Raw genomic sequence first — 13,965 nt, 5'->3', positions numbered from 1 at the left:
CGTTCAGGAATTTTTCCATCACGGTGTCGTCAGCGTCGGCGATCTTCTCGATCATCTTCTCCCGGTACTCTTTTGCCTTGGGAAGGAGATCAGCAGGGATGTCTTCAACGACATATTTCGCACCAAGCGTTTCGTCGTCGAACAAAACCGCCTTCATCTTCACGAGATCGATGCACCCGCGGAACTTGTCCTCAGCGCCGATAGGCAGCTGGATCGGCACCGCGTTTGCGCCAAGCCGGTCCGCCATGGACTGAACGCTCATATAGAAGTCAGCGCCGATGCGGTCCATTTTGTTCATGAACGCAATGCGGGGAACCTTATATTTATCAGCCTGGCGCCAGACCGTCTCGGACTGGGGCTCCACACCGCTCACGGAATCGAAAGCGGCAACCGCGCCGTCGAGCACGCGAAGCGAACGCTCCACCTCGATGGTAAAGTCCACGTGACCCGGCGTGTCGATGATATTGATGCGCTTGTCCCGCCAGAAACAGGTCGTCGCAGCAGAGGTGATCGTGATGCCGCGCTCCTGCTCCTGAACCATCCAGTCCATGACCGCAGTACCGTCGTGCACTTCGCCGATCTTATAAGAAACACCGGTGTAGTAAAGAATGCGCTCCGTCGTCGTCGTTTTACCGGCGTCGATATGAGCCATGATACCGATGTTGCGGGTATTTTCGAGTGAATACTGCCTAGCCAAAACTTCCTCCGCTTCTAGATATGCACCTTACCAACGATAGTGGGCGAAGGCTTTATTGGCCTCTGCCATACGGTGGACGTCTTCTTTCTTCTTTACTGCTGCGCCGGTATTGTTCGATGCGTCAAGGATCTCGCCGGCGAGTTTTTCAACCATGGATTTTTCCGGCCGCTGCGACGCGTAGAGCCTGAGCCACCGGTAGGCCAGTGACATCCTGCGCGGCTGCTTGACCTCGATCGGCACCTGATACGAGGCGCCGCCCACACGGCGCGACTTTACCTCGAGCGTGGGCTTCAAATTGTCTATTGCCTTCTTAAAAATGGCGATCGGATCGCCCTTCGTCTTCTCTTGAATGCGGTCGAGCGCCTTGTAGCAGATCGCCTCTGCCGTGCTCTTCTTGCCTTTGCGCATCAGCACGTTCACAAACTTCGCCAGCATCTTGCTGTTGTATTTTGGATCCGGTAATGCTTCCCTTTTTACTACGACGCTTTTTCTCGGCATATCTTCGTCCTTTTGTCCTTCTCCTGACCTTGCGACCTACTTCGGCCTCTTTGCACCGTATTTCGACCGGCCCTGCTTGCGATTGGCAACCCCGACCGTATCCAATGTGCCGCGGACAATATGATACCGTACGCCGGGAAGGTCCTTCACCCTGCCGCCGCGGATCAATACGATAGAGTGCTCCTGGAGGTTGTGACCGACACCGGGGATATACGTCGTGACCTCCATGCCATTCGTGAGCCTCACGCGGGCTACCTTCCGGAGAGCCGAGTTAGGCTTCTTGGGCGTTGTGGTATAGACCCTGATGCAGACACCCCGCTTCTGAGGGCAGCTCTTGAGCGCGGGGCTCTTCGTTTTGCTCGCTGCAAGGGTCCTGCCTTTTCTTACCAGCTGACTGATGGTAGGCACGTGAATTACTCCTTAAAAACGCGAAGATAGCGGTTTTTTATAACGTTGAGTCAAAACCCGATGATTATATCTATGTATGGGACGAATGTCAAGATTTTTTTTGGTATTCGTTGCACAAATTAGGCAAAGCAGGGCGCGGTGCCGGCAGGGGTAGCTCTTACCATTGCCTCCCGCCGGTTCCACGCCCGTGAATTTGCCATGAAGCCACTAGATGTTGCTGCTGCGCCTGCCGGCCACCCTTATTCTGGTATCTGCGTATCCGGTGCAGCCTCTTCCTCAACCTCGACGTAAGTATTACGATACTCGGTCATCCCCGTTCCGGCAGGAATCAACCGGCCCATGATGACGTTTTCCTTCAGGCCAACCAGATCGTCCACCGAACCCGTTATCGCAGCCTCGGTCAGCACACGCGTCGTCTCCTGGAACGACGCCGCCGAGATGAAGCTGTCCGTGGTGAGCGACGCCTTGGTGATGCCGAGGAGGATCGGACGTGCCGTGGCAGGCTTGCCCCCCTTGGCGATGACCGCTTCGTTCTCTCTGGCGAAGGCAAACCGATCGACTTGCTCGCCGATAAGAAACGACGTGTCGCCTGCCTCCTCGATCCTGACCTTGCGCAACATCTGTCGAACGATCACTTCGATGTGCTTGTCGTTGATGCTCACGCCCTGGAGCCGGTAGACCTGCTGGACCTCGTCCACCAGGTACTTCTGCAGCTCCTTCGGGCCCAACACATTCAGGATGTCATGAGGATCCACCGGACCATCCATGAGCGGTTCGCCGGCGGTGACCCAGTCCCCTTCGTGCACGTTCACATGTTTGCCCTTCGGGATCAGGTATTCCTTCTCGTTGCCCATGCCATCCTTGACCAGGATGCGTCGCATGCCCTTTACGAAACCGCCGAACTCCACGGTGCCGTCGATCTCGCTGATGATCGCCTGCTCTTTGGGTTTCCGCGCCTCAAACAGTTCGGCAACCCTCGGAAGACCACCCGTGATGTCCTTGGTCTTCGTCGTTTCGCGCGGGATCTTAACCAGGATGTCGCCGGGGAACACCTCGTCGTTCTTGTCCACAAGAATGTGCGCGCCTGCGGGAAGAAGGTACCGGGCCACAACGTTCGAAGCAGGCAGACGCGCTGTCTTCCCGTGCGGGTCCTTGATCGAAATGCGGGGACGCAGGTTCTGGTTGGGGTAGTCGATGATCACCTTGCGCGACAGGCCGGTGACCTCGTCCACTTCCTCGCGCATGGTCACGCCTTCGATGATGTCTCCAAAGGCGATCTTTCCGCCGATTTCCGTCAGGATCGGGAGTGAGTAGGGATCCCACTCGACGAGTTTCTGGCCCACATCCACTTTTTGGCCGTCCTGGACCTTGAGCCGGGCGCCGTAGATGATGGCATACTTCTCCTTTTCACGTCCGGTCTCGTCGTAGATAGCGATGTTTCCGCTGCGCGACATGACGACATAGTCGCCTTCCTTGTTCTTCACCGTGTTCAGGCTGAGATATTTCACGGCACCGGCGTTCTTCGCCTCGAGCACCGTCTGCTCCACGACCTTGCTTGCCGTACCGCCGATGTGGAAGGTTCTCATGGTCAGCTGGGTGCCCGGCTCGCCGATGGACTGGGCGGCAATGATGCCGATGGCCTCGCCGATGTCCACCAGTTTGCCGCGGCCCAGATCTCTGCCGTAGCACATCCGGCAGACGCCGCGCAGCGACTGGCAGGTGAGCACCGAACGGATCTTGATGCGGTCGATGCCCGCCTCTTCAATGCGCTTCACGAGGTCCTCGTTGATCTCTCTGCGGGTGGACACGATCACTTCCCTGTTGATCGGGTCCTTGATGTCCTCGGCGGCAACGCGGCCGAGGATACGCTCAGACAGCGGCTCGATGATCTCACCGCCCTCGACGAGCGATCCCACCATGATGCCGTCCACCGTGCCGCAGTCGTCCTGCGTGATGATCACGTCCTGGGCGACGTCGACGAGCCTCCTGGTGAGATAGCCGGAGTTGGCCGTCTTGAGCGCCGTGTCCGCCAGCCCCTTGCGTGCACCGTGGGTCGAGATGAAATACTGAAGCACCGTGAGTCCTTCGCGGAAGTTTGCGGTGATCGGCGTCTCGATGATCTCGCCCGACGGCTTCGCCATGAGCCCGCGCATGCCGGCAAGCTGCCTGATCTGCTGCGTGCTGCCGCGCGCCCCCGAGTCCGCCATCATGAAGATGTTGTTGAAGGAACGGGCCTCCTGCAGCTCGGACTTCTTCGCGCTGCCCAGTTCAACGGCCTCCATGCCCAGCTCGGCCATCATTTCATCGGCGATCTTCTCGGTAACGTTCGCCCAGATGTCGATTTCCTTGTTGTACCGCTCGCCGTTCGTGATGAGTCCCTCGGTATACTGGTGATGGATCTCCATCACTTCCTTCTGGGCCTGATCGATGAACTTCTGCTTCTTGCCCGGTATATGCATGTCGTTGATGCAGATCGAAATACCCGACTTTGTCGCGAACTTGAACCCGATCTCCTTGAGGTCGTCGATCAGGACGACCGTGCGCCGGAGCCCCAGCTTGCGGTAGCATTCGTCGATGAGCTTCGCGAGCTCCTTCTTGGTCATTTCCTTGTTGACGGACGCGAACGAGATGCCCTCGGGCAGGACCTCGCTGAACAGCACGCGGCCCACCGTCGTCTCTTCGATCTTGCCGCCGATCCTGACGCGGACCCGGGCATGAATATCCGCCATGCGCTGGTCATAGGCAATGCGGACCTCGTCCCTCCCTGAGAAGATTTTGCCTTCGCCCGGCGCTCCGGAGCGTGACTTGGTCAGGTAATAGCACCCGAGCACGATGTCCTGGGACGGAACGGTGATCGGCCTGCCGTTCGCCGGAGAAAGCACGTTGTTGATCGAAAGCATGAGCACACGAGCCTCGAGCTGCGCCTCCACCGAGAGCGGGATATGGACCGCCATCTGGTCGCCGTCGAAGTCCGCGTTGAATGCCGCGCACACGAGCGGATGGAGCCGGATGGCCTTGCCTTCGACGAGCATGGGATCAAAGGCCTGGATGCCCAGCCGATGGAGCGTCGGGGCGCGGTTCAGGAGCACCGGGTGCTCCTGGATGACTTCTTCGAGCACGTCCCACACTTCAGGGCGTTCGCGCTCTATCATTTTCTTCGCACTCTTGATGGTCGTGGCGTATCCTTTTTCCTCGAGCTTGTTGAAGATGAACGGTTTGAACAGCTCGAGCGCCATCTTCTTCGGAAGGCCGCACTGATGCAGCTTCAGGTCGGGACCGACCACGATCACCGAACGGCCCGAGTAATCGACCCGCTTCCCGAGCAGGTTCTGACGGAACCGCCCCTGCTTGCCTTTCAGCATATCCGAGAGCGATTTGAGCGGACGCTTGTTGGGTCCGCGCAGGACCCTGCCGCGGCGGCCGTTGTCAAAGAGGGCGTCCACCGCCTCCTGCAACATGCGTTTCTCGTTCCTGATGATGACGGAAGGAGCCTTGAGCTCTTCCAGCCGGTGCAGCCGGTTGTTCCGGTTGATGACGCGGCGGTACAGGTCGTTCAGGTCCGACGTGGCGAACCGGCCGCCCTCGAGTGGCACCAGCGGGCGCAGCTCCGGCGGAATGACGGGGATCACGTCGAGGATCATCCATTCGGGCTTGTTGCCCGATTTGCGGAACGCCTCGATGACCTTGAGTCGCTTCGTCAGCTTCTTCTTCGTGGCCATGGACGTGGCCGTTTCGATCTTCTTGCGGATCTCCTCGGATTCTGCCTCGAGATCGATCGCCTTCAGCATCTCACGGATCGCCTCGGCGCCCATGCCGGCCTTGAATGCACTGGAGCCGTATTCCAGGTACGCCTTCCGGAACTTCTCCTCCGTCAGGAGCTCCTTCTGCTTGAGCGGCGTGTCCCCGCCGTCTACCACGACGTAGTTCTCGAAGTAGAGCACCTTTTCGAGCTGGCGGAGCGTCATGTCGAGAAGGGTGCCGATGCGGCTCGGCAGGCCCTTCAGGAACCAGATGTGGGCGACCGGCGACGAAAGTTCGATGTGGCCCATGCGCTCCCGGCGCACCTTGGACTGGATCACTTCCACGCCGCACTTGTCGCAGACAATGCCCCGGTGCTTCATGCGCTTGTACTTTCCGCAGAGGCATTCCCAGTCCTTGATGGGCCCGAAGATCTTTGCGCAGAACAATCCGTCGCGCTCCGGCTTGAACGACCGGTAGTTGATCGTCTCCGGCTTTTTCACCTCGCCGAAGGACCACTCTTTGATCCGCTCCGGAGACGCGATCTTTATTCTCATTGCATCAAAGCTGATGTCCTTCGGCTTGTCGAACAAGCTCATGACATCGGCTCTGGCCTTGCTTTCGGTTATCCGTTTCTCTTCCACTGTGAACCTCCTAGGAGAGGTGTTTCCCCTCATATCCTGGATCGACAATCAACCTGCCGGGGTGTGGCGACGCCGCTCCCCGGTATTACCGCGCTGACGAGATCTTCTCGAGCCCGATCACGCGCTCCTTCTCGTTCTTCCGCTCGATCAGCTCCACATCGAGGCAGAGGCTCTGGAGCTCCTTGATGAGCACGTAGAACGATTCGGGCAGGCCCGGCTCGAGGGTGTTCTCGCCCTTGACGATGGCCTCGTAGATCTTGGCACGGCCCGAGACGTCGTCGGATTTCACGGTCAGGAACTCCTGCAGGCAGTAGGCAGCACCGTATGCCTGGAGCGCCCAGACTTCCATTTCTCCCAGCCGCTGCCCGCCGAACTGCGCCTTGCCGCCCAGCGGCTGCTGGGTGACCAGCGAGTAGGGCCCGATGGAGCGGGCATGGAGCTTATCGTCGACCAGATGGTGCAGTTTGAGCATGTACATGTACCCGACCGTGACCGGCTTGTCGAAAGGCTCGCCGGTGCGACCGTCAAAGAGGAGCGACTGGCCGGTCACCGGAAGCTTTGCCTCCTTGAGCAGAGACCGGATGCGTTCCTCGGAGGCGCCGTCGAACACCGGCGTCGCGACATGCAGGCCGAGCGCCTTCGCGGCCCAGCCCAGGTGCGTTTCGAGGATCTGTCCCACGTTCATACGGGACGGCACGCCAAGCGGGTTCAGCACGATCTCGACCGGCGTCCCGTCGGGAAGGTAGGGCATATCCTCTTCCGGCACGATCCGGGAGACCACGCCCTTGTTCCCGTGGCGGCCGGCCATCTTATCGCCCACGGAAAGCTTGCGCTTCATGGCAACGTAGGCCTTGACCAGCTTTACCACGCCCGGCGGCAGGTCGTCGCCGCGTTTCAGCCTCCCGATTTTCTCGTCGTAGATGGACTCGAGGATGCCGATCTGGTTCTCGGAGCTGTCCAGGATCTCCTGGAGCTTCGCGGGGTAATCTTCGGACTCGACCTTGATCTTCGCGTAATCCTTTTCGGGAAGCTTGTCGAGCACCTCGACGCTAAGCTTCTTGCCCTTCGCCAGCTCCGTCTTGCCCGTCTTGGAGTTTACGACCTTATCGGCCGCGGTCTTGCCGATGAGCAGCCGCCTGATGCGTTTGTACCGGTCTTCCTTCTCGGCCTTTACCTCTTCGGCGTATTCCTTCTGGAGGCGCGCGATCTCTTCGCTCTCCTGCGTCTTGAGCCGCTCATTCTTGTCCTCGCCCTTGCGGGAAAAAACCTTGACGTCGATGACGGTCCCCTCGATGCCCGGAGGAGCGTAGAGCGAAGCGTCGCGCACGTCTCCCGCCTTCTCGCCGAAGATGGCGCGGAGCAGCTTTTCCTCGGGGGTGAGCTGCGTTTCACCCTTCGGCGTGACCTTGCCTATCAGGATGTCGCCGGGCATGACCTCGGCGCCGATGCGGATGATCCCGTTCTCGTCAAGGTTCCGGAGCGTCTCTTCGCCAAGGTTCGGGATGTCGCGCGTGATCTCCTCCTTGCCGAGCTTGGTGTCCCGCGCCTCGATCTCGAACTCTTCAATGTGGATCGAGGTGTACCGGTCTTCCTTCACCAGCCGCTCGCTGATGATGATAGCGTCTTCGTAGTTGTAGCCGCTCCAGGGCATGAACGCCACCAGCACGTTCTGGCCGAGCGCAAGTTCGCCGAGGTCGGTGGCCGGGCCGTCGGCAACCACCTGTCCCTTTTTCACCTTGTCTCCGATGCGCACGATCGGCTTCTGATTCATGCACGTGTTCTGGTTGGAGCGGTAGAACTTGGTCAGCGGATAGGTATCCACCACCGTTTTGCCCTTGGCGTCCTCTCCCTTGATAACGATCCGGGTGGAATCCACTGCCTCCACGATGCCGTCGCGTTTCACGGAAACGATGGCGCCCGAGTCGCGGGCGGCCACCCGCTCCATGCCGGTGCCGACCACGGGCGCCTGGGGCCTTAGAAGCGGAACTGCCTGCCGCTGCATGTTCGAGCCCATGAGCGCGCGGTTCGCATCGTCGTTCTCGAGGAACGGGATGAGCGCCGCCGAAACCGAAACGATCTGCTTCGGCGACACGTCCATGTACTCCACTTCCTCGGCGCCCACCAGCTTGAACTCACCGCCGACGCGCGCAGAAACGCTGTCCACCGCGATCTTGTCCCGCCCGTCGACCGGCGTGTTGGCCTGGGCGACGACGAAGTTCTCACCGTCCACGGCCGAAAGGTACTCGATAACGTCGGTCACCTTGGAGGCCTTGACCTCCCGGTAGGGCGCCTCGATGAACCCGTAGTCGTTGACACGCGCATAGGTAGCGAGCGAGACGATGAGGCCGATGTTCGGACCTTCCGGCGTTTCGATCGGGCAGATCCTGCCGTAGTGGGTCGTGTGCACATCGCGCACTTCGAAGCCCGCCCGTTCGCGGGTGAGCCCGCCGGGACCCAGGGCAGACAGCCTGCGCTTGTGCGTGATCTCGGCGAGGGGGTTCGTCTGGTCCATGAACTGCGAGAGCTGGCTGGAACCGAAAAATTCCTTGATGGCCGCGATCACGGGCTTGGGGTTGATGATGTCATGCGGCATGAGCGTGTCGACGTCCTGGAGGCTCATGCGCTCCTTGATGGCGCGCTCCATGCGCGCGAGGCCGACCCGGATCTGGTTCTCGAGCAGTTCTCCCACGGAACGCACCCTGCGGTTCCCGAGATGGTCTATGTCGTCCACTTCGCCCCTGCCGGTCCTGAGGTTCACCAGGTACCGGATGACCTCGACCACATCCTGGGCCGTCAGCGTCGTCTTCTCGATGGGGATGTCGAGCTTCAGCTTCTTGTTCAGCTTGAGCCTGCCCACGGACGAAAGGTCGTACCGCTTGGGATTGAAGAACATGCCCGAGAACAGGTTCCGCGCCATCTCGATCGTCGGCGGTTCGCCGGGGCGCATCTTCCGGTAGATCTCGAGCAGCGCCTCGTCGGAGGACGAAACCTTGTCGGCCAGCAGCGTATCGCGGATCGCGGCAATGACATGGATCCCGTCCATGTAGATCACTTCCATCTTCTCTATCTTCGAGGCCGCGACCTTGGTCAGGAACGCGTCGGTGATCTTCTCGTTCGCCGGGAGGAGCACTTCGCCGGTCTCGGGGTCGATGACATCGCGGAGCACGATGCGGTCGACCAGCTCCTCGCGGGGTATAGGTATCTCCGTAATGCCCGCCGACTCCATCCGCTTGATCGCGGCGCGCGTGATCTTGGCTCCCTCCTTCACGATCACTTCGCGGGTCGCTTTGTCGGTGATCGTATTCGGCGCCTTGAGCCCGGCCAGCACGTCAGCATGGATGCCTCGCGTGAATCCCTCCTTCTTGATCCTGATGTCCTCGATGGGGTAGTACATCCGGAGGAGATCCTCGTTCGAATAGCCAAACGACTTGAGAAGGATCGTCGCCGGGATCTTCCTGCGGCGGTCGATCCGCACGTAGACGATGTCCTTCACGTCGAATTCGAAATCCAGCCACGAACCGCGGTACGGGATGATCCTGGCGGAGTACAGGATCTTGCCGCTCGCGTGCGTCCGTCCCTTGTCGTGCGTGAAGAACGCGCCGGGAGACCGGTGCAGCTGGCTCACCACGACGCGCTCCGTTCCGTTGACGATAAAGGTCCCGGTCTCGGTCATGAGCGGGAGATCGCCGACATAGACCTCCTGCTCCTTGATATCCTTGACCCGTTTCGTGGCGGTCTGTTCATCCTTTTCGAAAAACACGAGGCGCGTCTTGATCTTGAGCGGCGCGGCGTAGGTGGCTCCCCGCTGCAGGCATTCCCAGAGGGTGTACTTCGGGTCGCCGAGCGAGTACCCGAGGTAGTCGACCATTGCGGTCTCGTTGAAGTCGTAAATGGGATAGACGCTCTTGAATGCCGCCTGCAGCCCGATGTCCTTGCGCTTGTCCGACGAGAGCTCCCTCTGGAGAAACAGATCGTAGGACCGCTTCTGGATCTCAATCAGGTCCGGAATCTCGAGGATGGTGGGAATCCGTGAGAAATCCTTCCTCACCCGGGACAGTTCTCTTTTTTCTTTCGACATGTTCACACCCCTTTGCCGCTCCTAGTGACCGGCCTCGTATCGTATCTTCCTTGCGAATGCATCGGCACTTCGCGAATCAAAAAATGCTTCGGCAGCCCTTCCTGCAGGGACTACCCATAAACGCAAAAAGTCCTCTGCCCTCCGGACCGATTCCGGAGGGCAAGGACTTGACAGGTGAAGCTCTGGATGTGCTCTTATTTTACCTCGACCGTCGCACCCGCTTCGGTGAGCTTCTTCTTCATGGTCTCTGCTTCTTCCTTGGCCACACCGGTCTTCACCGGCTTCGGGGCGCCTTCCACGAGGTCTTTTGCTTCCTTCAGGCCGAGGCCGGTGAGCTCGCGCACGACCTTGATCACGTTGATCTTCTGTGCGCCTGCGCTCGCGAGGACCACGTCGAATGCCGTCTTTTCTTCCGCTGCTGCGGCGCCGGCCGGCGCTCCTGCGGCCGCAACGGCCACGGGCGCTGCCGCGGATACGCCCCACTTCTCTTCGAGCATCTTGCTCAGCTCTGCTGCTTCAAGAACGGTCAAGCCGCTCAGATCATCTACCAGTTTCGCTAAATCAGCCATGTTCCTTATCCTCCTGAATGAATAACCTTTTTAAAGTTCGCACCCGCGTCGCAGGTGCGTCTGTAAGACTTAACCCTTGTCTGCCTTTGCCTTCATGACCCTGGCGATCTGACCGGCCGGTGCTGCGAGCACGCCAACGATGCGCGATGCCGGCGCCTGGAGCAGGCCGACGATCTTTCCGCGAAGCGCATTGAGCGACGGCAGGCTGGCGAGCGCCATGACATCAGCCTGCTTGAGCAGCTTTCCGTCGAGTACGCCGACCTTGACTTCAAGTTTTGCCTGGATCTTGCGGAACTCGATCAACACCTTCGCCGGCGCGACCACGTCATCAAACCCGAGCGCAATGCCGACGGGCCCGACAAAATGGTCCTTGAGCGGCGCGAGACCCGTGCCTTCCGCGGCCTTGCGGGCCAGCGTGTTCTTGACCACACGGTATTCCACTTTGGACTGACGCAGCTTGGAGCGGAGCTCGGTTATCTGCTCCACGTTGATCCCGGCGTATCCGGTGATGATCGCCGTCTTCGCGCGGGAGAACTTCTCATGCAATTCGTCAATTGCCTCTTTTTTTTCGGTCTTATTCAACGCGTTCCTCCTTTCTTTCAAGAATCCCGATGACCAGCCCGGGGCTCCCGAAAGAAAGCAGCGTACGGACCTACTTATCTCTCTTTGTTTCCCGGGTCTCGGCAGGCCCTTCAGGGAAGGATTAAACCGGAGGAATCCGCGGTCTCCTCCGATGCCCGCTGTCTCGGACCGCACCCCGCGAAGGGGGGCCGACCTTTATGTGAGAAAGAGTGAATCTACTCCAGTTTTTCAACAAGGGCCGGGTCGATTTTGACCCCCGGTCCCATGGTGGTCGAGACCGTGGCGCTCCTGAGATATTTGCCCTTGCTCGATGATGGCTTCGCCTTCAGGATGGACTCCAGCACGGCCTTGGCGTTGTCCACGAGTTTGTTCTCGTCAAAGGACGCCTTGCCGACCGGCACATGGATGATGCCAGCCTTCTCCACCCGGTATTCCACCTTACCGGCCCTGATCTCCTTGATCGCTCTGGCAATGTCGAACGTAACGGTGCCCGTCTTGGGATTCGGCATGAGACCGCGGGGGCCGAGCACCTTGCCCAGCCTGCCCACGAGGCCCATGATGTCGGGAGTTGCGACGACGACATCAAAATCAGTCCAGCCTTCTTTCTGGATCTTGTCCGCCAGGTCCTCGGCTCCGGTATAATCGGCTCCTGCGTCCCTCGCCTCTTTTTCCTTTTCGCCCTTTGCGAAGACCAGGATCTTCACTTTCTTGCCGGTTCCATGGGGAAGCACGACCGTGCCCCGAACCATCTGGTCCGCCTGCTTCGGGTCGACCCCGAGCCGCACCGCAAGATCGACGGTCTCGTCGAACTTGGTCCGCGCGGTCTTCTTGGCGAGACCGATCGATTCCTCAACGCTGTAGAGCTTTGCCGGGTCCACCAGTGCTGCCGCTGCCTTGTACTTCTTGCCTGCCATGATTCCTCCTCGCGGTCCGAACGGCCGTTGTCGGCCTCCCGCAAACTGAACAGAAATAAAAGTGAAAATTGCGGTTTTTCAACCTTCAATCATTGTTTATTCTTAATTCTTCATTAATCGACAATCTCCAGCCCCATGCTCTTCGCCGAGCCTTCGATCATGCGCATGGCCGACTCGACGCTTGCGGCATTGAGGTCCGGGAGCTTGGTCTGCGCGATTTCCTTGATCTGCGCCCGGGTCACCTTGCCGACCTTGTCCTTGTTCGGAACGCCTGAACCCTTGACGATGCCGGCGGCCTTCTTGAGCAGCTCCGCGGCCGGAGGCGTCTTCGTGATGAAGGTAAAAGAACGGTCGGAATAGACGCTGATGATGACGGGGATGACCGTTTCCCCCATCTTCTGGGTCCTTGCGTTGAAGGCCTTGCAGAACTCCATGATATTAACGCCGTGCTGGCCCAATGCGGGGCCCACCGGCGGCGCGGGATTGGCCTTACCTGCCGGGACCTGAAGCTTGATTTTTGCTGTGATCTCTTTTGCCATCTCTGGACTCCTGTGAGTATTTTTCGCTGCCGAGGATCGCTCTCTCTGGCACTGTCCGTGGTATTACTTTGCTTCCTTTTCCCGCTCAACCTGCAGAAACTCGAGTTCGACCGGCGTCGAACGTCCGAAGATGCTGACCATCACGCGAAGCCTGCCGTGGGCCGGATTGACATCTTCCACCGTCCCGATGAAGCTGCTGAACGGCCCGTCGATCACGCGGACCCGGTCGCCCTTCTGGTATGCGTGCTTGGGCTGGGCCTGCGCGACGGCGCCCTCTTCCGCCTGCTTCAGAATGTTCTTGACCTCTTCGTCGCTGAGCGGCGTGGGGTTCGTACTGCCGCCGACGAAGCCGGTCACCTTGGGCGTGTCCTTCACGATATGCCAGGTATTGTCGTCCATCTCCATCTCGACCAGGATATAGCCGGGGAAAAATTTCCGCTGCGACTTGCGCTTTTTCCCGCCCTTGATGGACAGCACTTCCTCGGTCGGGACAAGGATCTGGCCGATCCTGGTCTGCATCCCGAGCTTGGTAACGCTCTCCTGGATGCTTGCCCTCACCTTGTTCTCGAAGCCCGCATATGTATGGACCACGTACCAGTTCATTGCCATATTTATCTTCTCATCTCATGACGACGCGGGTTATAAGATTTCCTGCCACGAGATCCGCGACCCACAAAAATACGGCGGAAATGAGCACCGTGACAATCACTACCCAGGTAGAGCCCATGACCTCTTTCCGCGTGGGAAACACGACCTTTTTGAGCTCCAATTTCACTTCCTGGAAAAAATCAGCGATCTTCTTGAACATCGACAGACCTCTTTCAGCGTCGTTTAGGGATAATGGCAGGCCAGGAGGGACTCGAACCCCCAGCAGCCGGATTTGGAGTCCGGAGCTCTACCATTAGAGCTACTGGCCTGTTTCCAGTTTACGCCTTGGTTTCCTTGTGCGTCGTGTGCTTCCGGCAGAAACGGCAGTACTTGTCCAGGTTCAGCTTGTCCGGCGTGTTGCGCTTGTTCTTGGTCGTTGAATAGTTCTTCCGCTTGCATTCGCCGCAAGCGAGCAGTACGATTTCCCGCATCTCTTATATCCTCGCTCTCAAATCATGATCACAGGGAAGACGGACGAACGCGGTTCGCCCCTTGCCCCTCGTTTCCCGTTACTCGATCACCTGGGTGATAACGCCTGCGCCGACGGTCCGGCCGCCCTCGCGGATCGCGAACCGAAGGCCCTGGTCCATCGCGATCGGCGTGATCAGCTCCACGCTGCAGGTCATGTTGTCGCCCGGCATCACCATCTC

General features: G+C 59.3%; 13 protein-coding genes and 1 tRNA gene. All 14 read right to left on the bottom strand.

Annotation, left to right across the window (positions count from 1 at the left end):
* Positions 1-697, bottom strand: a 697-nt coding sequence (locus tag VL197_01355; GenBank protein HUJ16614.1) for a GTP-binding protein, incomplete at its 3' end; no start/stop codon positions are given.
* A gap of 27 nt (positions 698-724) precedes the next feature.
* Complete coding sequence (gene rpsG, locus VL197_01350; GenBank protein ID HUJ16613.1) at positions 725-1,195, bottom strand: 30S ribosomal protein S7; 471 nt, start codon at positions 1,193-1,195, stop codon at positions 725-727.
* A gap of 36 nt (positions 1,196-1,231) precedes the next feature.
* The gene (gene rpsL / locus VL197_01345) at positions 1,232-1,603 is read right to left on the bottom strand and encodes a 30S ribosomal protein S12 (protein ID HUJ16612.1); all 372 of its coding nucleotides are present in this window, start codon (positions 1,601-1,603) and stop codon (positions 1,232-1,234) included.
* A 239-nt stretch (positions 1,604-1,842) separates the two neighbouring features.
* Entirely contained in the window at positions 1,843-5,940 is a 4,098-nt protein-coding gene (gene rpoC / locus VL197_01340; GenBank protein ID HUJ16611.1) for a DNA-directed RNA polymerase subunit beta', read from the bottom strand.
* A 130-nt stretch (positions 5,941-6,070) separates the two neighbouring features.
* Positions 6,071-10,063 carry a DNA-directed RNA polymerase subunit beta gene (gene rpoB / locus VL197_01335; protein HUJ16610.1) on the bottom strand — a complete coding sequence of 1,331 codons (3,993 nt, stop codon included), beginning with the start codon at positions 10,061-10,063 and terminating at the stop codon, positions 6,071-6,073.
* Between the two features lie 194 nt (positions 10,064-10,257).
* The gene (rplL, locus tag VL197_01330) at positions 10,258-10,632 is read right to left on the bottom strand and encodes a 50S ribosomal protein L7/L12 (GenBank protein HUJ16609.1); all 375 of its coding nucleotides are present in this window, start codon (positions 10,630-10,632) and stop codon (positions 10,258-10,260) included.
* Positions 10,633-10,701: 69 nt separating this feature from the next.
* The gene (gene rplJ / locus VL197_01325) at positions 10,702-11,214 is read right to left on the bottom strand and encodes a 50S ribosomal protein L10 (protein ID HUJ16608.1); all 513 of its coding nucleotides are present in this window, start codon (positions 11,212-11,214) and stop codon (positions 10,702-10,704) included.
* A 215-nt stretch (positions 11,215-11,429) separates the two neighbouring features.
* Complete coding sequence (gene rplA, locus VL197_01320) at positions 11,430-12,128, bottom strand: 50S ribosomal protein L1 (protein HUJ16607.1); 699 nt, start codon at positions 12,126-12,128, stop codon at positions 11,430-11,432.
* Positions 12,129-12,241: 113 nt separating this feature from the next.
* Positions 12,242-12,667, bottom strand: coding sequence for a 50S ribosomal protein L11 (rplK, locus tag VL197_01315; protein HUJ16606.1), 426 nt, complete (start codon positions 12,665-12,667; stop codon positions 12,242-12,244).
* 63 nt (positions 12,668-12,730) lie between these two features.
* Positions 12,731-13,276 carry a transcription termination/antitermination protein NusG gene (gene nusG / locus VL197_01310; GenBank protein ID HUJ16605.1) on the bottom strand — a complete coding sequence of 182 codons (546 nt, stop codon included), beginning with the start codon at positions 13,274-13,276 and terminating at the stop codon, positions 12,731-12,733.
* Between the two features lie 10 nt (positions 13,277-13,286).
* On the bottom strand, positions 13,287-13,475 hold the full coding sequence (gene secE / locus VL197_01305; GenBank protein HUJ16604.1) for a preprotein translocase subunit SecE: 189 nt from the start codon (positions 13,473-13,475) through the stop codon (positions 13,287-13,289).
* A 33-nt stretch (positions 13,476-13,508) separates the two neighbouring features.
* Positions 13,509-13,584 (bottom strand) — tRNA-Trp (locus VL197_01300).
* A 9-nt stretch (positions 13,585-13,593) separates the two neighbouring features.
* Entirely contained in the window at positions 13,594-13,746 is a 153-nt protein-coding gene (rpmG, locus tag VL197_01295) for a 50S ribosomal protein L33 (protein HUJ16603.1), read from the bottom strand.
* A 78-nt stretch (positions 13,747-13,824) separates the two neighbouring features.
* Positions 13,825-13,965 (bottom strand): elongation factor Tu (gene tuf, locus VL197_01290; GenBank protein HUJ16602.1); only part of this gene is annotated, 141 nt, incomplete at its 5' end.

This window comes from Nitrospirota bacterium, assembly GCA_035516965.1.
Lineage (GTDB): Bacteria > Nitrospirota > UBA9217 > UBA9217 > UBA9217 > MHEA01.
Note: the sequence above shows the minus strand (reverse complement) of the source record. Positions and strands in the feature narration are given on the sequence as shown.

Excerpts from the sequence above, each read along its gene's own strand:
- rplL (HUJ16609.1), bottom strand. The coding sequence starts at position 10,632 with ATGGCTGATTTAGCGAAACTGGTAGATGATCTGAGCGGCTTGACCGTT.
- rpoC (HUJ16611.1), bottom strand. The coding sequence starts at position 5,940 with ATGAGCTTGTTCGACAAGCCGAAGGACATCAGCTTTGATGCAATGAGA.
- rpsG (HUJ16613.1), bottom strand. The coding sequence starts at position 1,195 with ATGCCGAGAAAAAGCGTCGTAGTAAAAAGGGAAGCATTACCGGATCCA.
- rpoB (HUJ16610.1), bottom strand. The coding sequence starts at position 10,063 with ATGTCGAAAGAAAAAAGAGAACTGTCCCGGGTGAGGAAGGATTTCTCA.
- secE (HUJ16604.1), bottom strand. The coding sequence starts at position 13,475 with ATGTTCAAGAAGATCGCTGATTTTTTCCAGGAAGTGAAATTGGAGCTC.
- rpmG (HUJ16603.1), bottom strand. The coding sequence starts at position 13,746 with ATGCGGGAAATCGTACTGCTCGCTTGCGGCGAATGCAAGCGGAAGAAC.
- nusG (HUJ16605.1), bottom strand. The coding sequence starts at position 13,276 with ATGGCAATGAACTGGTACGTGGTCCATACATATGCGGGCTTCGAGAAC.
- rplK (HUJ16606.1), bottom strand. The coding sequence starts at position 12,667 with ATGGCAAAAGAGATCACAGCAAAAATCAAGCTTCAGGTCCCGGCAGGT.
- rplA (HUJ16607.1), bottom strand. The coding sequence starts at position 12,128 with ATGGCAGGCAAGAAGTACAAGGCAGCGGCAGCACTGGTGGACCCGGCA.